Genomic DNA, 22,155 nt, shown 5'->3' with positions numbered 1-22,155 from the left:
CCAGTCTCCTGAATGGAATCCTGGGCTATTTGTCATGTTAGCATGCTGCGTTACACTTTTACGGCTGCTCCGTAAGCTTTTTCTGTATTCATGGCTTCTTGAGTTGCAGTCCAACGTGGCAGGCTCAATCTGAACGTGCTCCCTTCCGGACTACTGGAGACAAGCGTCAGTTCACCGCCTTGTTCCTGAGCGAGTAACCGGCTATATGTTAAGCCTAGACCCAGGCCGCGGTTACGACGTTTCTTGAGCTCTCCACGATAGAAGCGTTCGAAGATCTTGGGTTGGTCTTCGGCCGCGATGCCTGTGCCGTTGTCCTTGACATCAACATACAGCATCTGTTCTTCTGCGCGTAGATAAATATCGAAGACAGCCTTTTGTTCAGGAGCTGTGGCATGAAGTGCGTTATTAAGCAAATTAACAATAATCTGCTGAATGCGGAGAGCATCCCCCAGGGTAAAGAAGTTGACTGGTGGGGTGTGCAGCTGAACCTCTGGCATTTTGTCCTCATACGCAATCTTCCACTGATAGATGATCTCACCGACCAACAGCTTCAGATCCGTCCGTTCCTTGCGAACGGTAACACTTCCTGCAGCCATGGCGTTATAGTCAAGCAAATCTGCGACCATACGCTCCATGCGTTCGGATTCCTTCAAAGCGATATCCAAAAATTCTTTCCCTTCCTGTGGACTCACGACATCGTCACGTACTGCCATAACGAGCCCCTTGATGGAAGTTACCGGTGTCTTGAGTTCATGACTTACCCCTGCCAGCGAAAGTGTACGCCATTCTTCGAGTTGTTGGAGACGAGAGGCCATATCTCGGAATGAATTAACAAGTTCATTGATCTCACGCTCTCGTGTATTCAAGTCAAGACTCACATTATAATTGCCACCTCGAATCTGTTCAGCTGCATAGGCTACCTGACGAATAGGTCTGGATAACTTGTTGGACAGGAGATAGATTGTGAACCATCCACAGAGGATTAGTCCTCCGAGGATTAGAGCCACGAGCCATATGGTCTCTGGACCAAATGTAATGGATTGTTTGGACTGCATAACCCATACTTTACCCAAGGTTTGATCGCCCTCGGATATGTTGACCGTTACACCTGCATATTTGTTGTTTCGCGGTTCAAGATAGTCGTCTGACAGTCGATAATGCACATCTTTTTGCTCCATTTTAGGCTGGGAAAAGATCAATTGATTGTTGTTGTCCAAGATCATGACACAAAAATAATGATCTGTATTAAATAGTTTCTCTCGCTTGGTTACCAGTCTGTCCAGATCGGGTGGAACCCGTAGCATATTATTTTCACTGGTCACATGATCTGCGATCTCCAGACCCAGCAGTTCTGCAGTTTTGAGGCTTTTCTCAATGGAAGTTGTTCGAATCCAGTAGAGTGCCCCAGCCACAATAATTGTGAAACCAATGCATAGAATCAGAAAATATCGCAGTGTCCAGTGTGACAGAATGGATATCGTTCGTTTCGGTTTCTTTTGTTTCAGTTGGCGATCCAAAATTGATACCCCATTCCTCGCAACGTCCGAATCTCTCCCGTCTCTGGCGACCAGTGGGAGAGGGCTTGGCGTAGTCGTTTAATCGATAGATCCACAGCACGGTCACTGCCATCATAGTCCATCCCCCATACCTGTTCAATGAGGTGATCCCTGGTAAACGTACGATTCGGATAATCGGACAGGAAAAACAGTAATGACAGGTCACGAGGTGTGAGTGCAACCTCTGCACCATTCAGCAGCACCTGCTTGGCAGCAAGATCAATGACGAGATTTCCAAAGGAACGCTTCTCTTCGCCACCTGAGGTCCAATGTGGATTACGCCGCAACACCGCATTAACTCTGGCGACCACTTCTTCCGGTACAAAAGGTTTGCTCATATAATCGTCCGCACCGGCATTCAATCCGTTGAGACGGTCTGAAATGTCATCCAGTGCGGTTAGCATGATCACGGGACAAGCACTTTTTTCACGAATAATCCGCAGCAGATCCCATCCGTCCATTCCTGGCAGCATCACATCAAGTAATACGAGGGAAGGTGTGACGGTATCAAAAAGGCTAAGTGCAGTCGGTCCATCTGCTGCATGATGAACTTCAAATTCTGCTTTTCTCAGATAAGCAGCCAGTACTCGTGCAATAGCTTGCTCATCCTCGACGATAAGTATGGATTTCAAGAAAAGCGTTCTCCCTTCATTTCATAAACTTGTACTGATTTTACATGAGCAAGAGCGTAAAGCCAATCCTGTATTACAGATTTGAAAAAAATATCGCACGTGTCGTATCTTGACTTCTTCCTGACACATTCGGTTGATATGATCCATATCAACAAGCAATCTAAACAATCATATACTGGAGGAAACATACAGATGAACAAGAAAGCAAAAGCATGGCTTATTACAGGTGTGGCGGCGGTTGCCGTAATCGGTGGTGGTGGTTACTATCTGGCCAATAGTTACTTGGGGAACAACGTGGAGATTGAGCAGGTGCTTCCTGCCAGCACAGCGACTTCGACAACATCAGTAGACAGTACAGGTGCGGTTGTCGCTAATGAAACTGCGGGAGCAGAGCAATTGAACGGAGACTGGAGCATCAGTGAAGGTTCCAAAGTTTACTTCTCTGTGACTACTTCGCAGGAGACGGTTAACTTTGTGGACGAGCAGGTAACAGGCAATTGGACTATTAATGTAGACGATGCTTCCCAGATGAAAGCAGAAGGACAGATCGAGATGGACGGAATTGATTCCGGGAATGGACAGCGTGATGGTCACGTGAAGCAAGCCGATTTCTTCGACATTGCTACATATCCACAAGCTACATTTACAGCGACTTCATTTGAAGGGGTACCTGCGGAATGGCCTGTCGGTCAAACGGTTGATATCAAAATGAATGGTACAATTACGGTTAAAGGTATTGAAAAAGAAGTCACTTTTGATGCAAAAGCGGCTTATGAGAATAATGCAGTATTATTGTCGGCAACATCGATGGTAACGTTCGAAGATTTCGGAATGGAAAATCCGCACTCGGTTGTGCTTTCGACGGAGAATGATATTCAGGTACAGCTTGAATTAAAACTCTCCAAATAAGTGTAGCGACGATCATATACCTAAAAATCTGTTCTGCTTCCGCCTTCCGGTGGACGGACAGATTTTTTTGTTTCTTACAAATCGTGGATTCTTATAGCTCAAATGTAACTTTTACAGGATCATATTGTTAAAATAACTGCTGTTTCCTTTGGAAAATGCCGTGTTACCCACCACTATTAAGCGCTTACAATGAGGAGGATTCATCACATTCATTGATCCATGCACAATCAAACACAAAAAGGGGGAGATCAAGAGTGAACAAAAGGTACATAAGCGGGTGTCTAGTATTACTAATGTTGTTCTGTGATCTGGGGTTGATGGTTCGTCCAGCGGCTGCAGAAGATGCAAAAGTGAACGTGGCACTTAACAAGGCGGTTACGGTAAGTGAGCAAGATCTATTGTATGAGGGACAAAAAGAAAAGGCGGTGGATGGTGATGTGAATACTCACTGGAGTGCGAGCTCACCTACTTCTGAGAGTAATCCTCATTGGTTGACTATAGACCTAGGTGCGCCATATGAGCTTTCCGGAGCGGAGTTGACTTGGAAGGACAAAGACCAAGTTGTAAAATATTTGATTGAAGTATCTGATGATGGTAACAACTGGTCAACTGTTGTGGACCAAACGACTAACGAAATAAAACAGACTGTGGCCAGTGAAGAATTCCAGACCAGTACATCTGCCCAGTATGTGAAGGTTACGATTCCGTACTATGCGGGAGCAACTTGGTGGCCCGGGATATCCGAGCTTAAAGTCTGGGGCGAAGAGGAAGAAATTGATCCGTCAACCATTACGGGCTATGATGCTATACAGGTCAAAACAGTGGCTGGGGTTGCTCCCGTTCTACCGACAAAAGTGACAGCGCAGTATCCGATCGAAAAGTCGGGTTCTGTTCCAGTGGAATGGAATAGTATCAGCCCTTCAGAGTACGCACATGCGGGAAGCTTTACCGTAACAGGTGCAGTATATGGAGCTCCTGTTCAACCGGAGGCCACAGTAATTGTTGAGGGATATCGTGAAGACTATGTTAGAGGTGTTGATATTTCCACATTGACAGCCATTGAGGACAAAGGCGGCAAATACGTGGACAGCAACGGTACGGAGCGTGATTTGCTCGATATTCTAAAGGATCGCGGTGTCAATTATGTACGTCTTCGTCTGTGGAATGATCCACAGAAATCAGGGGGCTACAACGATAAGGAAGATGTCATTCGTTTGGCTACGCGGGTGAAGCAAAAAGGCATGAAGATCCTGTTGGATTTCCACTACTCGGATGAGTGGGCGCACCCAGGTCAGCAGCTTCGTCCCAAAGCTTGGGAAGGTCTTTCCCCCGAAGAGCTGAAGCAAGCCGTATACAACTATACGTTTGAAGTTGTGGGAGAATTGAAGGCAAAGGGCGCTATGCCAGATATGGTGCAGATCGGTAACGAGATCAACAGTGGTGTTCTGAACGGCTTGAGTAGTGACGTGGATTTCGAGCAAAATGTTGCATTGCTGAAAAGCGGAATTGATGCTGTACGTGCAGTAGAAGGAGAGATCACCAATAACGCGGATAAGGTGAAGATCATGATTCATCTGGCAGAAGGAGGCAAGGCGGATACGTTCGACTGGTATTTCAGTGAGCTGGAGAAACGCGAACTGAAGTATGACATTATCGGACTGTCATATTATCCATTCTGGCATGGGACATTTGCCGATGTTCAGAAGACCATGAATGAAGTGTCTAACAAGTTCCAAAAAGACGTGATTATTGCCGAGACATCGTATCCATTTTCATATAAAAACGGGGACGCTCACGGAAATATCATTGGATCGGACGAAGCGCTTCATGTAGGGGGAGCAGACTTCCCTGCAACCGTCCAAGGTCAATATGATGCCATCGCGGGCATTATGGACATGATTGCAAATGTGCCGAATAATCATGGAGCAGGTTTCTTCTACTGGGAGCCAGCATGGATTCCGGCCGGTGTAGGCTGGATTGCATCTGAAGGGAATGCATGGGAGAACCAAGCGATGTTTGACTACGACGAATTTCCGGCTAACGGTGGGCATTCGTATGAAGGCAGAGCGTTATGGTCCCTTGATGTGTACAAACGCGGATTAAATCTTCTGCCGGCAGACCGCCAGCAACTGGCTGCGGCACTTGCACGGGCAGAATCGTTGGTACAGACTGATTTTACTTCGGAAACCTGGAGTACTCTGGCTCCGGCAATCTCGGCAGCGAAAGACGTAAATCGTCAGGCATACACGCCGGGTGGGGTGACTCAAGCAGATACAGATGCAGCGACAACGGCATTAGAACATGTGATGCAGCAAATGCAGGTTATCCCTCCGCAGCTTGACGAGCTTCGAGCCAAAATAGCAGAAGGGCGTACGTATCAGCAGGCTGACTGGTCTGCGGCCACTTGGGCGGTATTGACTAAAGCACTGGAAGGCGCTGAGCAGGTCTTGGATGATCCAAGAGCAACACAGACGGATGCGAATACAGCGGTTAAACGTTTAGATGATGCGATTCAAGGTCTATCCAATGTGGACAAAACACAACTGTACCAGTACATTCAACAAATGCAGCAGCAGAATGAATCTTCCTATACACGCCGGAGCTGGTCTATATTGCAACAATCTTTGAAGGTAGCGATTCAGGTCCGAGATAACAATGCTGTTGTCCAGTCTGAAGTGAATTCAGCACTAAGTACGTTGAAACAAGCCTTTACTAATCTGGTCTCTCTGGAGGCTTTAACAACGGGCAAAACGGCAACGGCTTCAAGTAGTGCAGGGACTGGAGGCAATCAAGCCAACTCTCCTGAAGGTGCAATTGACAACAATCCGAACACTTCATGGGGGACCGATAAGAGTATTGACAGCTGGTGGCAAGTGGATTTGGGGCAAGTCGCTAACCTTCGCAAGCTCGAGATGTCGATGTGGAGTGGCGGTATCAAATATACGATCGAAGTGTCCAATGATAACCAAAACTTTGTGAAAGTAGTGGATACCACAAGTGATGTGGTTGTATCGACCGCACCTAGCCATGTACTTCCAGAAGGCACGGAGGGACGTTATATTCGCGTAACGATTAAAGCAGGTCCCACATGGGTAGGATTCATGGAATTTGAAGCCTATGGTACGTTCCCTGCGGACAAATCTGCACTGCAAGCTACTGTGCATACGGCTGAGAAATTAAAACAAGCCGAATACACGACATCAAGCTGGAATGTATTCAGTAAGGCGCTTTCTGAAGCGAAGGCATTCATTCTGGATGTTGAATCTTCAACGCAAGATGTAAGCAGTGCGGATCGTGCGTTACAAGATGCTGTGAGTAAGCTTGTACGTCAAGAGGGTACACCTAGCCCTGGCCAGCCATCAGAACCAGGTGTACCATCACAGCCTTCCAACCCGGGAACAGCTCCTTCAACGGGGAATCCGGCTGTAACACCACCGGTTGGATCAGGTACTGTACCAGAGAAGGGTTCGATCACGGTAAAAGGAACGACATCCGGGGAGGACAAGTATTCTATTCGTCCGGATGCATCCCAATTAACCCAGGCAATGCAATCCATGGATGCAGGAAATCGTATCTTGAAGCTGATTGCAGATGTGCCTGACACAGCCAAGAAAGTCACATTCCAATTGGCTGCAAGTCAACTGGGGGCATGGATTCGTTCCGAGGAAGTGAAATCCCTGGATGTAGTTGTAGGACAGACTACCGTTCGTGTTCCTCTGAGATCACTCCCGCTAACCATTGCGGAGACTGAGGGAACGTTCGACATCGTAGTGGCAACAGGATCGACAGATACACTGACCACATCACAAAAAGCAGCGATCGGTCATCATACGATTGTTGATGTGAATTTGTTGTTGAACAATAAGCCATTGCCATGGACAAACAGAGCGGTTGAAGTTGCATTATCCAGTGTAGAGCAGCCTAAGCAGAATGATGTGGTTATGGTCGTACATTCCATATCTTCAAGTGGGGAAATGAAGCCTGTTACGTATTCCAAGTACGATGACAAAACGAAGACGATGGCGTTCAAACCGCTGGAATCCGGCAGTTATGTCATTACAGAAGTTGAAGTGCCATTACATGATCTGCAAAATCACAACTGGGCTCTCCAAGAAGTGCAGAACCTCTACGGTAAAGGAATTATTACGGGGATGAGCGCAACTCGTTTCGCTCCGCAAGGTGAACTGACCAGAGCACAATTTTTGCAAATGATAATTAAAGGTATTGGTGATACACGTCAGCCGGATCCATCTATTTCAACCCCAACGGATGTGAAGGAAGGGCAGTGGTATGCCGATTCAGTAAGACTTGGAATTGAGATGAACATTATTCAAGGCCGAGCGGATGGAAGCTTCGGGGCCAACGAACGCATTTCACGAGAAGATATGGCCGTTATGCTGAATAGAGCTCTTCAGGTTGTGCAGCGTGAGGATGCAACCCATTCTATACCAGGAAATATGGTGTTTGTAGACAACGATGAGATCGCGCCATACGCCAAAGAGGCTGTAGCCTCGATGCAACAACTTGGACTGCTGAATGGCATGCCTGATGGCACGTTTGCTCCGAAAGAAACGGCGAACCGTGCACAAGGGGCTGTTGCAGTAGCCAGATTGATGGAACGACTGTATTAGAAAATAACGAAGCAGGTAAGGAGATCGAATCAACTGATTCGGTCTCTTTGTTTTGTGGAAAGAAGAGGTTCAGACTTCATCCATTTCTCTACATAAGCATATGAATCATTTGTTAATGTCGTATTGACAATATCAAATCCATTTGTTATCATTTCGATAATATCAAAACGACAATATTAAGAAATGAGGAATGAGCCATGTTTGGATTCCGATTTGCGAAGTTTCAACCCAGTGAATATGTCATGAAGGTGAAAAATGGTAAGGTACAACGTCAGGGTGTCGGATTGTCTTTCTATTATTATGAGCCGACCACATCGGTAGTGGTCTTACCCGTGTCCTCGGTGGATGTACCATTCATGTTCGAAGAGATTACGGCGGACTATCAGACCGTTACAGTGCAGGGACAACTAAGCTATCGCATTGTAGATTATTTGAAAATAACACAGAGCCTGAATTACACGTACAATTTGCGCAAGAATCGGTATATTTCCGACGACCCCGGCAAACTGGATCAACGGGTAATCACCACAGCGAAAGTACTAACTAAGAAATATCTGGAGAAAATGCCGTTGAAGGAGGCCATTCAATCCAGTGAACGGCTGGCAAGCAGCATGAAACGTGAAGTTGTGCAGAGTGAAGAGTTGGAGAAACTGGGCGTTGAGCTGATGAGTCTATCCATCCTGGCCATTTTGCCCAATAAAGAGACGATGCGTGCATTGGAAGCACAAGCGCGGGAAGAGATTTTGCGTCAGGCTGATGAAGCGCTGTATGTGCGTCGCAATGCATCAATTGAACAGGAACGCCGAGTGAAGGAGAACGAACTGAACACCGAAATTGCCGTGGAGACAAAGAAACAGCAAATTCGTGAGACCCAACTGCATGCAGAACGCTCGGTGAAACAGAAACAAAACGAGATGGAGCAGGAGCAGCTTCAGTTCAATACAGCGATGGAGGAACGTAAGCAGCAACTGATTGAATTAACCATTGCCAATCACAATGCAGAAGCCGATGCCAAAGCATATGAGATCGCTGCCGTGATGAATTCGTTGCAACATGTACAGCCCAATGTACTGCAAGCGATGGCAAACATGGGCATGAATTCCGATAAGCTGATTGCACTTGCATTCCAGGAGCTGGCTGAAAATGCAGGCAAGATCGGACAGCTTAATATCTCGCCGGATCTGTTGCAGGGGTTGATGTCTCCCGCGCCGGGCAGAGATCAGGGAGGTAGAGGGCGATGAGATTAGGAAGAAGAGAGCAGACAGAGCAAGCAGGGAAATCGGTACGTCATCAGGCTACGCCGGACGATCGAATGAGCGAACACAAGCTCATTCTCGTTAAGCGTCGGACCCGACTGGAAGAGTTGGTGGTTCGATATAACACGGTGCAGCAAGCTCAGTTTTATATTGAACGTCTGGGTGCCGACTTCAGTGATTATATGGAGGAAGACCGTCGTTATCGGTTATCTGTGCAGCAGGCGCAGCAGCAACTGGGGCAATTAGGACGGGTTCAGACAATTGATCGTGAACATGTGCCCAACTTTATTTTTGGAGAGCAGGATATCGTGGTTGTGGTTGGACAGGATGGGCTTGTAGCCAATACCCTCAAATACGTAACCGAGCAGCCACTCATTGGTGTGAACCCGGACCCAATGCGGTGGGACGGGGTGTTATTACCTTTTACCGTGGAGGATCTGAGCTTCATTGTCCCGGATGTCATTCGAAAACAACGAACCTTGAAAGAAGTCACACTCGCCAAAGTAGAACTCAATGATGGACAGTATCTATATGGCGTCAACGATCTGTTCATTGGTCGGAAGACACATGTATCGGCACGTTATGAAGTGCGTTTGGGTACATCCGTAGAACAACAATCCTCCAGCGGTATCATTGTATCCACAGGCATGGGATCGACAGGTTGGTTCAAAAGTGTGCTGGCCGGGGCCACCGGAATTGTAGGATCGGCGGCGTGGCAGAACATGAATTCGGAAGATGAGGTTGCTGTTGCATCCTCATCCATTCATGGAAGCAGGCAGGAGCTGAATCATTTTAACTGGGATGCGCCTTACTTGTATTTCTCAGTAAGAGAACCCTTTCCAAGCCGAACGACGGCGGCTAATCTCGTGTTTGGACAGATCCATTCGAAGCAACCACTGCACATTGTATCCCAGATGCCAGAGGATGGTGTTATTTTCAGCGACGGGGTTGAGCAGGACTTTCTTGAGTTTAACTCAGGGGTGGAAGCTATCATTGGTTTGGCAGAGAGAAGGGGGCGTCTCGTAATCTGACCCTTTATTTCCAAGACGTTTCCAACTAAAATGGGTAACTAGATGTGATACACTGACGTCAGGAAACGGAAAGAGGGTTAACGATGCAGTCGATATTGTTGGTTGAAGATGATGCCAAGCTTGCAGGATTGCTGGCGGCTTATCTTAGCCGAAATGGATTCCAGGTACAGGTCACCGGTGATTTTCGTCATGTATTGGATGAATTCGTGAAGATGGAACCGGATCTAGTGCTGATGGATGTGAACTTGCCTCAATATGATGGTTATTATTGGTGCAGGCAGATACGTACACATTCCATATGTCCCATTCTATTCATATCCGCTCGGGATAGCGGCATGGATCAGATTATGGCATTGGAGCATGGAGCGGATGATTATATTACAAAACCTTTTCAATATGAAGTTGTGCTTGCCAAAGTCCGCAGTCAGCTGCGAAGAGCCTATGGTTCCTACGCTGCTGTGCAGCAGGAAGTGAAAGTGAATAACGGTCCCATGATTCTTTATCCTGAGAGATTCATATTGGAATATGATGAACGCTCAACAGAGCTGACTCAGAAGGAAGCGATACTGGTGGAAGCACTGATGGCGAAGGCAGGGCGAGTGGTCAGCCGGGAAAAATTACTTGAACAGATGTGGGAAGATCAGCATTTTATTGATGATAATACATTGAATGTCTATATTACACGTGTTCGTCGGAAGTTGAAGGAACTGGGTGCAGAAGAGATCTTGGAGACGGTTCGCGGAGCGGGTTATCGCGTGTTGGATCTGGGCCCTTCTGCACAAGGACAAGGGAAATGAAACTTTTCCTGAAAGACCACCAGATGTTAGTTGGATTTTATGTATTGCAGATGCTGCTTGTTCCGTGTGTATATTGGCTCTCTGGTGAAGATCGCCCGATGAAAATTATCCTCTATGGCATGATGATCAGTACCGTGGTGCTGATGGTCTATCTCGTCATACGTTACTTCCAGCTACGAGCGTATTATCATCTACTTCAACAACCACGTAAATGGGTCAACGAGCCTTTTCAGACCCTTGGAAATTCGGTTGTAGCTGAGGCTATCCAGGAATTGTTACACGAACTGGAGCGTAATCGGCAGAACGAGATTGGTCAGTTACGTACTAGCAAGGAACAGCAGGTGGTATTCATGAATCGCTGGGTTCATCAGATGAAGACACCGTTGTCTATTATCCAACTGACCTTGGAAGACGTGGAAGACGAGACGGCTGGCAGCATTCAGGATGAGCTGGATAAAATGCGTAAAGGACTTGAAATGGTCTTACATTCATCCCGGCTTGAACAGTTCGAAGGAGATTTTCGTGTGGAGCTGCTGTCTCTGCAAGAGGTACTTCGGAGCAGCATTGCAGAGAACCGACGTTTGTTTATACGCAGAGGTATTAAGCCGGATATCCGTATGGAGGAAGATCTTAAGATCTACAGTGATTCCAAGTGGCTGCGGTTCATGTTCACCCAGATCCTGACCAATGCGGTGAACTATTCCGATAGCAAATCAGGCAAAAAAGTGATCATTACCGGCTATAAACAGGAAGAGCGTACAATCCTGGATATTCAGGATGAGGGAATCGGCATCTCGTCAGAGGATATTCATCGCGTGTTCAATCCCTATTTTACAGGTGAACGTGGCAGGCAATACCATGAATCTACGGGAATGGGATTATATCTGGTTCGTGAGATCAGTGCACGCCTGGATAACCGGGTAGAGTTGTTTTCGGAGCTGAATAAGGGAACATTGGTTAGATTCAGCTGGGTTCATACGAAAGTTCCGCAGTAAAGAGCGCTTTGCCCGTAACCATGGGTGAGGTGCTTTTTTATGTAGATACCCAAAGTTATGGAGGTAGGGGAACAGAACCTTAAACGGGATGTAAGGCAAGTTTAAGGTAATTCGATAGCACCGTTACGGAAGGTCAGTTAGGATAAGAATAGGATTAACATATAAAGAGTAATAGATTCGGAGGGGAATACACATGGAAATGTTACAAGTATCGGGACTGAGCAAAGTATATCAGGGCAAAGTGCAGACTCAAGCCCTTAGTGATATTCATCTGACAATCAAACAAGGTGAGTTTGTGGGCATTATGGGCCCGTCCGGCAGTGGCAAAACTACATTGTTAAACATGGTCTCTACCATTGATGAACCCAGCTCAGGCAAGGTGCTGATTAATGGTATGAACCCGTTTGATATGAAAAAGAAAGAACTTGCCATGTTCCGGCGTCGGGAACTCGGGTTTGTCTTTCAGGATTTCAATCTGTTGGACACGCTGACGGTTGCCGAGAATATTGTACTTCCATTGACACTGGACAAGGTCAAACTGAAGGAGATGGAGAGTAGACTACATCGCATTACATCCAAGCTTGGGATTGATCATATTCAGGATAAACGAGTGTACGAAATCTCGGGCGGTCAGCGACAGCGCACAGCCATTGCGAGATCCATGATCAATATGCCTTCAATTGTATTGGCGGATGAACCTACGGGCGCATTGGATTCCACTTCATCTCAGGCCGTCATGGAGTCGCTTGAACAGATTAATCAACAGGAGAAAACGACCATTATGCTGGTTACACATGATCCCCTTGCTGCAAGTTATTGCAACCGAATTGTGTTCATCAAGGACGGGAAACTGGCAGCGGAGGTACACCGCGGAGATAATCGACAGACGTTTTTCCAGCGGATCATCGATACCTTATCCTTCTGGGGAGGGAATTCACATGAGCTTTCCTCAGTTCGCGTTTAATAACATTCGCCGCAATGGGCGAGCGTATATTGCTTTTTTTCTAAGCAGTGTGTTTATGGTCATGATTTTCTTCGCTTATGCAGTGTTCATCTATCATCCGTATGTGACCGAGTTGCCGATGGGTGACACAACTGCTACGGGGATGCAGGTGGCTTCGATCATTGTATATGTGTTTGCATTTTTCTTTGTCATGTATTCCATCAGTGCTTTTCTCAAATCACGGAACAAGGAGTTTGGCATTCTAACCATACTTGGTGCGGAGCCTGGACAGATTCGGAAATTGGTCATATTGGAAAATATGTTGATCGGCTGTCTTTCCATTATTGCCGGTATCGGCGGAGGCATGTTGTTGTCGAAGCTGTTCCTGATGTTAACTACTCGTTTTATCGGGATGGAAGATCTGCCCTTTTATTTTCCGGTGAAAGCGATTCTGATTACGATCGGGGCCTTTCTGTTATTATTTTTCTGCATTTCACTCTTCACATTGGTATTTATCGGAAACAAACGGACGTTAGAGCTTTTGACAGGGACCAGCAAACCTAAAAAAGAACCCAAAGCTTCATGGTTCTTCTCGATTCTGGGTTTTGCCTTACTTACAGTCGGATTTGTGGCACTCCGCAGTGAATTGAGTGGCGGGACGATCTTGCTTGCAGCAGTGACAGGCATCGCGGGGACGTATTTTTTCTACTCACAACTTTCAGTGCTCATCATCCACTTATTGAAGCGTAATCGTAAAACGGTATGGCATGGTACTCGTCTGTTATGGATCTCAGAGATGAGTTACAAAATGAAGGATAATGCTCGCATGCTGTTTATGGTGACCGTGGTCATTGCGATTGCTTCGATGAGTGCAGTTGTAATTTTGTCACTGGATCAGGAGAATCGGGAGCAGTTTACCAACAACGATTTTCCAGTCATATACAATGTGTACACACCATCGGATCAAATGGATATGAGCGCTATTGATTCGACACTTGAAGCCGCAGGCTTGGATTATCAGCAAGTGTATCTGGAGTACTTCTGGTCTGATGCAGATCAGAGTGCTGTCTCAGTCATGCCACTCAGTCATTACAACCGATTCAATGCGATCCAAGGAAAAAAGACATTCCAATTGGATTCAGGTGCAGCATTATTCGTAGATTCGCGTAATGAGAAGGATCAGGCTCAGATCGATCGCAACAGGTTTCGCAATTATGCGGAAGGAGACACTTTGACCTTGAATCTGGAAGCTGGCCCCATGCAAGCAAGAGTTACAGCCACGGATGTCGAGACACGGTTTGCAACCTTGATCTATTCAACAGGTGTAGTTGTCCTACCGGATGAGAAGTTTGAAGAGATCACACAACAGATCCATGAAAATAGATTATCTGGCAAAGTTCTGTATCAGATTCCTGCCTGGGGTCATGCGGTACCTGACCGCCACTCCTCGGAAGCCATGGTTAGCGATCAGTTACTTTCGTCCGCAGATACCATTCGAAGCGATAATGCTTCGGATGAGAATTACTCCGGATTTCTCACCACTCGATATGGAGATTTTGAAAGATACAGACAGGGTACAGCACTTTTTACCTTTCTGGGCATATTTATCGGATTGATCTTCTCCATCTCTTCGGCAAGCTTTCTGTATTTCAGACTGCATACCGATCTTGAAGCAGATGGGAAAATGGTTCACTCTCTTTCGAAAATGGGTCTCAGTTTCGACGAGATGAAACGATCATCCACCGTTCAGATTGCCATTCTGTTCTTTTTACCGATCGGGGTAGCTATCATTGAAACGTTGGTCGTGGTTAAGCCATTCCTGTCTGAATTCGGTATTACCCACTATACGATTCCGGTGTTGACTGTATTTGGTGCGTTTCTACTTGCACAGACGTTTTATTTCTTTGTTATTCGTTCCAGATATATATCTTCTCTGCGCAAAATGATGGTTTAGTCATCCAGGAAACGAATGATTATAAGATACGCTCGTGGTCTCTTCATTGCCTGCATTTCTTGATTCAGATCAAGGAACTGCGGGCTTTCTTGCGATAAGATGAATGTATTCACAGATTACAGTATCGAGGAGGACGATGATGATGAGTATTACGTCACTGCAAGAAGTCAAAGCATTCAGTGAGGACCGTTTTACGAAACGAGTTTTATTCCAGCAGGGTGGTGGAGTTACCTTTGTCCTTCATTTTCTGCCAGGTCAGCAGCTTCCCGATCATAAACATCCGGGCACAGACGTTATTTTGCTGGTGGTCGAAGGCACAGGCACACTTATATTGGATGGAAAAGAACAAGAGGTGAACCAAGAGGATGTAATCCATTGCGGCGGCGAGGTAGAGTTCGCATTCCGTAATACAGGAGAACAGGAAGTTCGTTTGTTCGTGGTGTTAAATAAAGTACCAGCAGCATCGTATGCAAAGGACATCTAAGAGCTATTATCAAGGAATTGATACAATGATTCACTGATTGGCACGAATATAAGAGGGAACTCTATTCTGGAGTTTCCTTATTTATTTTTTATCCAAAATTCACTGCATGTGTCCGACAAGCCATTTCGTAGGAGACGATCAAGTGCAAGCAATCCTTCGCAAAACAAAAAGCATACCTAGGTCTGAGAGAACATCAGATGTCAGGTATGCTTTTTCATATTCCGTCAACAACTTGTTCATTCATCCGGTCTATAGTCATTCGGCCTAGAAGTATCCCAGCATTTCCTTGGCTTCATTCGACATCCGCTGTGGAGACCACTGTGGCTCCCACACGACTTGAACGTCAATATTAGTCTTGTTCGTATTTTCCTGTAAAACCCATTTCACCGCACCAACGATGGTATCGTGCAGCGGACAACCTGGTGTAGTCAGCGTCATCCGTACATGTACCCGTTCAGGTTCTTCCCTTACTTCATATACCAGACCCAGGTCAACGATGTTGACACCTAATTCAGGGTCATACACTTCCTTGAGACATTCGAGTAAATGCATCGTTTGTTCCACCTTTTCCACGCTCCGATCGATTTCATAATTTTAACGTCTGAATACCAAAGCAATATTTGCGATATAAATGATGGAAACAAGAGACAAAATCGTTCCACCAACCATCATGACCTCCGCCAGATTAATCAGAATTCCACTCACAAGCAGCAGGCTTCCAGCCACCATGGCTATCATCCCCCAATGGACGTTCCGTTCACTTAGCATACCTGCCATCAGCGGTGTTCCGGGTCTGCCTGCCTGCTTGCCATATTTGTGGGTCCACCACAGAAAAGGCACGATTTTGGAGGCATAGCCAAGTATGGTGAGAGACACCCAGCCCCCGAGATATATCCATCCAGACAGCAGAACAACACGTGGATGGAGCAGCAGTTCAGTCCCTTGTGCGGAATAGATCAGTAGGGCGACAGCATATGCGGCAAATGCACGGCTTACATACACAGACCAGCGAATGCCTGGACCTGGGTTGCTTTTGTGTCGTTTCTCCTGAATTTGCTCCAAGTGATACACATAGACGAGTAACGCTGCGGTAAGGAGAAGTAGCGCGAACCAGAGCCAACCTCCCTTGAGCCCAGTGAGAAATGCAACAACGCCTGTGATAACAGCTGCGTTCCACAGAACCAGGACCACTTTCTGTAATCGAATGGAATAATTGTGGGACAGGTAGAACATGGGCAGCATTTTGTAACTGAAACCGGTAATTAACATGCCAAACCAGCCGAGTGTACCCATCCAGATGTGTGCGCCGAACAAGCGTTCATGCAAGCCATTCCAATCACCAAAGGCAAAATTCAGACCCATCAGCATACCGGACAGCCCGGTAAGAACCAGATAAAGACAGGAACAAGCTGCGCTGATCGTTACCGGGTTCCACTGTGAGGCCCGGAAGAGGGTAACGGCCATATTCCATCCGAACAACAGAATGCCCGAGAGCACGAGTGCAGCAGAACCGGCAATCCAGATGACATCAGCATGAATGAAGCCATATAACATGCCCACGATACCGATACTGAACAAGAAATAATGACAATAACCGAGAAACAGACTGTAGATATTGGATTGCAAAATAACATGTATCAACTGATATACCGCTCCCATGGCCAGCATCGTTGCCCACCCAAGCACAAACAAATGAGCATGAAACCAGCCTTCGGGTCCTCTGAGTTCATCACCAAGCCAGCCTGTCAGCGAGAGTAGGGAGAAGGCATGATACATTACAAATCCAAAGATGCCCGAGATGATAAAAAGAAACGGCAACCTGGACATGGCTTTCGCCTCCTTACCCTTTTTCAATTCTCACTTTGGCTGTGCCATCGGTTTGATCTTCAACCGTGTAGGTGCAACCGAGATTGTTCAACTCTTCAATCAGGAATACAGGTACACGGTCATTGTGGATCAGCACGATTTCCCCAGACTTGCAACGATCCAGAGCTGCGAGTGTTCGCACCATGGGCTGTGGCGGTTCCAATCCGCGATTGTCCAGTATAACGGTGGGAGCCTGTAGAGATTCAAGGTTTTTAAATGCAGCAGGTTGCTCCTCTGGATGTCCATGGCATGAAGCTGATTCTTCATCTGAATCGGGTTCTGAATTAACTTCTGATCCAGATAAAACCATTGCAGAAATTGCCTTTGCACCGGTTTTATTTTTTTTGTGCACAAACTTGGTGACCCAGTGATCTGAAGCCTTTCGTTCCGATGTGCTGGAGTATCCTTTCAGCTTGAGAATACCGAGCAGAGGTGTTGGCTTGAATGGAGCGTGTAGTACAAACACATCGTCACGCTGAAGGCCTTTGACTGTGTCCATAATCAGCTGAAACGGCTCCAGCTTGTTACTCAGATGAGGACGCACATCCAATTCAACAACATGAACATCAGATGGATACATGTGCGTTCACATCCAATCCTGCTCCAGCTACATCCGCCTGCTTTACCAACTGCAGAGATGATTCATACAGGGCGGCCATTCCACCGTACAGCGCATAGAAGAATGACTCTGGCGCATCGAGGGAGAAGGAGAGATAAGCTTTCGGGTCCATGCCAAGCACCTGTTCAAATAGTCTTGCACTGTCATAGGCGTAAAAACAGAAATGAGTATATTCGAACACTGACATTTTTTCGTAAATGGTAATAATCTCTTGGGCATATTCGGCCTGTTCACGCTGTGCCATCTGCACCATGGTTATGGCATCTTCCAGCCGTAGCGTGATGCGAAGTGTAGTATCGTCAAGGATTTCAACGTCCGCCATAGCGGTTCAGCTCCAATCTATAGTTTGCTGATTTTGACCTGGAAGGTTGTAGGGCCCTGCTCAATATATTCCCAGTTGAAACCATCCGGATGTGTGGACTGGAACTGGAATCGAAGTGGCTTTGGATCGTGATCGTTAATGAGCAGCATGGATTCCTGTGGTTGCAGCTGATCAAACGTTTCGAAAATCACTTTATGTTTCAAATGCGGTGCATACTCCGTGGCATTAATGGTTGCTGTGTATGTGTTCATGTGTCATTCCTCCAATTAGGGATAGTGTGGTGTTGCAATTTGATTATAGAAAATGTGAAGAGGGGTCTGTGTGAGCCTGCTCACATATTTGTAATGTCATTGTCTCGCCTTATATGACTGAATTCTGCATACGCAAAGAGACCTTAACGTGGGTTACGGGCGCTAAGGTCGTTTTGTGTAAACACAGTTTTATTGTTAGAGTGTGGGTCAAAAACAAAGTAGCCTGGGTGCAGGGAGATCAAGTATCCCTTTGCTGCTTCAAAGCTTGCAAATCATGAATGATAATCCGGTTGCGATCCACTTCGAGCAGATTCTCTTTTGTAAGCTGGTTCAAAAGCCGATTTGCTGTTTCCCTTGTTGTACCAATGGAATTGGCAAACTCCTGATGTGTCATGGGCAGATTGATGACAATATGTTCTTCATGTTTGTGTCCGTGCTGCTCTGCGAGCATAAGAAGGAAGGAGAGCACACGATTGCGTACATCCTGACCAGAGAGCACCTGCAACTTATCCTGCAATTCTCGTATTTTATCACCGAGCACACGCATAATTTTGATCGCAATGGAGGGTGTACTCAACATTAATCTTTCGAAAAGCCGCACAGGTATGGCCAGTAGTTCGGTAGGAGTAATTGCTTCTGCTGTAGCCGGGTAGGGGTGCGCGTTAAAAAAACCGGTATGTGGGAACATATCTCCTGTTTTAAGGAAAGAGACGATCTGTTCATGGCCGTTTTCATCCGTTTTATAAGCCTTTACAATGCCGGTACGTATGAAAAAAACAGCTTCTTTTTCGCTTCCTTCGCTGAAAATAACTGATTTCTTCTGAATGCTTCTGGAGATGGCTATGTCTTCCACTTGCTTTAATTCCTCGGGGCTAAGATCCTGGAAGATGGGGAACTGTTGTAGAAACTCCGCTGTTGTATCTTTGTTTACCCTGCTCATGAGAATCTCTCCTCTCTGTGCTCATATTTCTGGAACTACGACATCATTTTATCATAGCGTGATTTTTAAACACATCAGGTGACATAGATCACCGTAAAGCCACATCACTGTTTTTGATTGCTCAACCAGGGTTAATGGAATGATAGAAGATAGAATATGATTGAACAAGAGAGGGGTCGACCCGGATGTGGACTGCATTCATGTGGGGCGGCATCTCTGCCTCAGCGGTAGTCATTGGCGCACTCGCAGCATTGTTTGTGAAGATTCCCAAACGAATCATTGGCTGGATCATGGCATTTGGAACAGGAACATTAATTGGTGCAGCAACCTTTGAACTTCTCGGAGATGCGCTGAATGATGGAGGTATTATACCCACAGCCATTGGATTTACGGCGGGGGCTGTTGTGTATACGCTGTTTGACCTGCTCGTTTCTGCAAAGGGAGGGGCAGGGCGTAAACGTTCGGCAAAGTCGGGAGATTCCAATCAAAGCGGCCTTGGCATCTTTGCAGGAACGGTAATGGATGCGATCCCGGAATCCATCATGCTTGGAGCCAGCTTGCTGGCTGGCAACGGTGTCAGTGTAGTCCTGGTGGTATCGATCTTTGTCAGCAATATCCCTGAAGGTCTGTCCAGTACGGTTGGGCTACAGGGCAAGTACAGTCGTGGTAAAATCATGCTGATGTGGCTGAGCGTCCTGCTGATCTCTGCTCTTGCAGCACTGGGAGGCTATCTGTTTCTGGAGCAGCTTCCCAAAGAGATGGGTGCAGCGATTGGTGCATTTGCAGGCGGCGGAATCATTGCCATGATCTGCTCGACAATGATGCCGGAAGCCTTTGAAGAGGGCGGACCTGTAGTGGGATTGATTGCATCCATGGGACTGCTTGTGTCGCTGTTGTTGGATATCTGAATAACAGGACCATACGAAAGAGTATCCGAACAGAAGCTTTTCTGTTCGGATACTTTTTTTTGGCATACACAGACTGCTCGTACCTGCAAGCTTCCTTACCACGCTCATTGGCTTAACGCTGGCGGTTCAATTCTTTCCCTGAGCTGTTCCAATTGAAGAATAAGAATACAGTTCCCTGTAACCTGAAGAAGTCCCTGCGTTTGCATCATGGTGAGTTTACGACTAAGCGTCTCTGGTGTGATACCAAGTAATAGAGCCATGTCTTTTTTGAAAACAGGCAAGCGGATCTCATGCCTTGCATGATTTCGGTTGTGGAAGAACAGAAGCAGCTTGGCAATCTTCTGTTCCGTTGTCATGGCACTAAGCGAGCTGTTCCATTCATCGGTTTCACGCAGAAGATTGGAAATGGCAAGCAGGAAATGATAAGCAAGCTTTGGATCATGTTCAAGTAACTGGTCAAAATCATGCTTGCCGATGGAGCAGATGGCTGAAGGCTCCAGAACTTCGGCGTTCGCGGCATGTGGTTTTTGGTGTAACAGGGAATCTTGTCCGAAGAAATCTCCAGGAAACAGAAACCGGATAATATGTTCTTTGCCATTTTCATTATATTTGGATAACTTCACACATCCCTGATGAATCACATAAAGCGTATCTGAGCGTTCGCCCTCCTGGACAACCATCTCACCTTTTTTATAACGGCGGGTATGCAGAAGGGAGCTCAGCAATGCAGCTTCGGATTCATCCAGATGCTGGAACAGAGATACTTTGGAGAAACAGGTATCCTTCGCTTCGTGCGCACAGATCATCATATAATCACCTCGAAATTGTTCAGGATGGGTATAGCCATGATCTATTGTTATGTCTTTAGTGAGACATGGCGAATCCACCATGATCTTTACCATCCTTGGTCACACGCAGAACAGCGGTAGCTCCTTTGGCTACATGGTTGAACTGGTGGGTTACGATTGCATAATCGCCTTCTTCGGTCACGGTAAACTCGACGACAGCTCCACCACTTGCAGGAAGCATAATCGTCTGTATTCCATACTGGATATTGCGTGGATTCCCATCGTTATATACACGGTCCATAATTGTACCTACAACGTGGAAGGATGAGACTTCATTGGGTCCGGCATTGCTGACATAGATCCGCACGGTATCACCAACTTTGGCTAGCAGGGGGTGCTTGGTCAATCCATAATCATTGCCGTTAAATACGACATGTTCAGGTTTTTCATTCAAAAAAGCTTCGTAATCATGCTCTTTATACCATTCACTCTGAACTAAGGTATACTCACGATCAACCAAGTGATCGGAAGGGTATCCAGCCTTGGGCTCCACAATAATCATGCCGTACATGCCGTTCGCAATATGGGCTAGAACTGGTTTGGTTCCACAGTGATACATGAATACACCGGGTGAGGAGGTTGGATAGGTGAACGTGCCTTCCTCGCCTGGCATAACATCAATAAATTTGCTGCTGGGAGCAGCATGTACCGCGTGAAAATCCATGGAGTGAGGCAAGCTGGAATCTTTATTTTTCAACGTGAACACCAAGGTATCCCCCTCGGTCACTCGCAGGACGGGTCCGGGTACGGTACCATTAAATGTCCAAGCGTTGTAGATCACACCTTCGGAGATTTCGATGTCTGTAACCTGAGCCGTCATTTCAATATATACCGTAGTTCCTTCTCTGCGAATGATTGGGTCCACCGGGGGTTGACTGGCCGCAGAGGAGGAGACTTCATCGTTGTGAACAGGTTTAATCGTATCGGTGGAACTACAGTGAGAGAGAGTTGCAGTGAATATGGCGAATACGAGTGACCATTTATATACATTTATGTAGGAAAACATAGGTGCACAACCTTTGCTAAGTGATGTTTTTCACAATCTAAAAAGCAGGTATACTTTCAATCCAGTATTTATTTAGTTATAGATTACGTTATTGAGGCAGGAGCTGGTGTGACGGGGCACACACTTGGGTATGTCTTATTAGAGCCATTTTCAACAATCTGGCTTCCATTCTTGTGCTGAGGAACGGAGTTACATATAATTTTAGAG

20 protein-coding genes are annotated in these 22,155 nt (G+C 46.4%); 10 read left to right on the top strand and 10 right to left on the bottom strand.

The genetic code is table 11. The features are described 5' to 3' along the window. Positions 1–50: 50 nt before the first annotated feature. Both AB4111_RS13630 and AB4111_RS13625 read right to left on the bottom strand, forming a co-directional pair. Entirely contained in the window at positions 51–1,517 is a 1,467-nt protein-coding gene (locus tag AB4111_RS13630) for a HAMP domain-containing sensor histidine kinase (RefSeq protein ID WP_442032045.1), read from the bottom strand. Continuing rightward, a complete protein-coding gene (locus AB4111_RS13625) occupies positions 1,502–2,188 on the bottom strand; it encodes a response regulator transcription factor (protein WP_342570512.1) in 687 nt (228 codons plus the stop codon). Before AB4111_RS13625 ends, AB4111_RS13630 begins: the two co-directional genes overlap by 16 nt. Before the next feature lie 192 nt (positions 2,189–2,380). On the opposite strand from AB4111_RS13625, the gene AB4111_RS13620 reads away from it, so the two are divergent. The 9 genes from AB4111_RS13620 to AB4111_RS13580 all read left to right on the top strand — a co-directional run bounded on the left by AB4111_RS13620 (position 2,381) and on the right by AB4111_RS13580 (position 15,188). Next, complete coding sequence (locus AB4111_RS13620; protein ID WP_442032044.1) at positions 2,381–3,097, top strand: YceI family protein; 717 nt, start codon at positions 2,381–2,383, stop codon at positions 3,095–3,097. A 254-nt stretch (positions 3,098–3,351) separates the two neighbouring features. Then, positions 3,352–7,728, top strand: coding sequence for a glycosyl hydrolase 53 family protein (locus tag AB4111_RS13615; RefSeq protein ID WP_442032043.1), 4,377 nt, complete (start codon positions 3,352–3,354; stop codon positions 7,726–7,728). A 197-nt stretch (positions 7,729–7,925) separates the two neighbouring features. Then, positions 7,926–8,969, top strand: coding sequence for an SPFH domain-containing protein (locus AB4111_RS13610; protein ID WP_442032042.1), 1,044 nt, complete (start codon positions 7,926–7,928; stop codon positions 8,967–8,969). 71 nt (positions 8,970–9,040) lie between these two features. Continuing rightward, a complete protein-coding gene (locus tag AB4111_RS13605; RefSeq protein WP_442032766.1) occupies positions 9,041–10,015 on the top strand; it encodes a sugar kinase in 975 nt (324 codons plus the stop codon). Between the two features lie 83 nt (positions 10,016–10,098). Then, on the top strand, positions 10,099–10,812 hold the full coding sequence (locus AB4111_RS13600; RefSeq protein WP_442032041.1) for a response regulator transcription factor: 714 nt from the start codon (positions 10,099–10,101) through the stop codon (positions 10,810–10,812). Next, positions 10,809–11,807, top strand: a complete 999-nt coding sequence (locus AB4111_RS13595; RefSeq protein ID WP_442032040.1) for a sensor histidine kinase — start codon at positions 10,809–10,811, stop codon at positions 11,805–11,807. The genes AB4111_RS13600 and AB4111_RS13595 overlap by 4 nt, the downstream gene beginning before the upstream one ends. A gap of 193 nt (positions 11,808–12,000) precedes the next feature. Further along, a complete protein-coding gene (locus tag AB4111_RS13590) occupies positions 12,001–12,771 on the top strand; it encodes an ABC transporter ATP-binding protein (protein ID WP_442032039.1) in 771 nt (256 codons plus the stop codon). After that, positions 12,746–14,704, top strand: a complete 1,959-nt coding sequence (locus AB4111_RS13585) for an ABC transporter permease (RefSeq protein ID WP_442032038.1) — start codon at positions 12,746–12,748, stop codon at positions 14,702–14,704. The genes AB4111_RS13590 and AB4111_RS13585 overlap by 26 nt, the downstream gene beginning before the upstream one ends. 142 nt (positions 14,705–14,846) lie before the next feature. Further along, complete coding sequence (locus AB4111_RS13580) at positions 14,847–15,188, top strand: cupin domain-containing protein (protein ID WP_442032037.1); 342 nt, start codon at positions 14,847–14,849, stop codon at positions 15,186–15,188. Between the two features lie 264 nt (positions 15,189–15,452). Here AB4111_RS13580 and AB4111_RS13575 read toward each other — a convergent pair whose 3' ends face one another. The 6 genes from AB4111_RS13575 to AB4111_RS13550 all read right to left on the bottom strand — a co-directional run bounded on the left by AB4111_RS13575 (position 15,453) and on the right by AB4111_RS13550 (position 19,186). Then, positions 15,453–15,740, bottom strand: coding sequence for a metal-sulfur cluster assembly factor (locus AB4111_RS13575; protein WP_442032036.1), 288 nt, complete (start codon positions 15,738–15,740; stop codon positions 15,453–15,455). Between the two features lie 42 nt (positions 15,741–15,782). Continuing rightward, a complete protein-coding gene (locus AB4111_RS13570; protein ID WP_442032035.1) occupies positions 15,783–17,015 on the bottom strand; it encodes a hypothetical protein in 1,233 nt (410 codons plus the stop codon). A 13-nt stretch (positions 17,016–17,028) separates the two neighbouring features. After that, positions 17,029–17,634: a DUF2249 domain-containing protein gene (locus AB4111_RS13565; RefSeq protein WP_442032034.1), complete on the bottom strand. Its 606-nt coding sequence runs from the start codon at positions 17,632–17,634 to the stop codon at positions 17,029–17,031. Then, positions 17,621–17,995 carry a hypothetical protein gene (locus AB4111_RS13560; RefSeq protein WP_442032033.1) on the bottom strand — a complete coding sequence of 125 codons (375 nt, stop codon included), beginning with the start codon at positions 17,993–17,995 and terminating at the stop codon, positions 17,621–17,623. Before AB4111_RS13560 ends, AB4111_RS13565 begins: the two co-directional genes overlap by 14 nt. A gap of 17 nt (positions 17,996–18,012) precedes the next feature. Then, positions 18,013–18,246: a DUF2249 domain-containing protein gene (locus tag AB4111_RS13555; RefSeq protein WP_442032032.1), complete on the bottom strand. Its 234-nt coding sequence runs from the start codon at positions 18,244–18,246 to the stop codon at positions 18,013–18,015. A 238-nt stretch (positions 18,247–18,484) separates the two neighbouring features. Next, positions 18,485–19,186 (bottom strand): Crp/Fnr family transcriptional regulator, encoded by a 702-nt coding sequence (locus AB4111_RS13550; protein WP_339256045.1) that lies wholly within the window; start codon positions 19,184–19,186, stop codon positions 18,485–18,487. A 185-nt stretch (positions 19,187–19,371) separates the two neighbouring features. Here AB4111_RS13550 and AB4111_RS13545 point away from each other — a divergent pair, with 185 nt between their 5' ends. Beyond that, on the top strand, positions 19,372–20,094 hold the full coding sequence (locus AB4111_RS13545; protein ID WP_339234968.1) for a ZIP family metal transporter: 723 nt from the start codon (positions 19,372–19,374) through the stop codon (positions 20,092–20,094). 104 nt (positions 20,095–20,198) lie between these two features. Here the strand turns inward: AB4111_RS13545 and AB4111_RS13540 are convergent, their stop codons facing one another. Continuing rightward, the gene (locus AB4111_RS13540) at positions 20,199–20,984 is read right to left on the bottom strand and encodes a Crp/Fnr family transcriptional regulator (protein WP_442032031.1); all 786 of its coding nucleotides are present in this window, start codon (positions 20,982–20,984) and stop codon (positions 20,199–20,201) included. Then, a complete protein-coding gene (locus tag AB4111_RS13535; RefSeq protein ID WP_442032030.1) occupies positions 20,959–21,948 on the bottom strand; it encodes a multicopper oxidase domain-containing protein in 990 nt (329 codons plus the stop codon). Before AB4111_RS13535 ends, AB4111_RS13540 begins: the two co-directional genes overlap by 26 nt. Positions 21,949–22,155 lie beyond the last annotated feature (207 nt).

The organism is Paenibacillus sp. 2KB_22 (assembly GCF_052115745.1).
Taxonomy (GTDB): Bacteria; Bacillota; Bacilli; order Paenibacillales; family Paenibacillaceae; genus Paenibacillus.
This window is presented reverse-complemented; position numbering and strand designations above follow the sequence as displayed.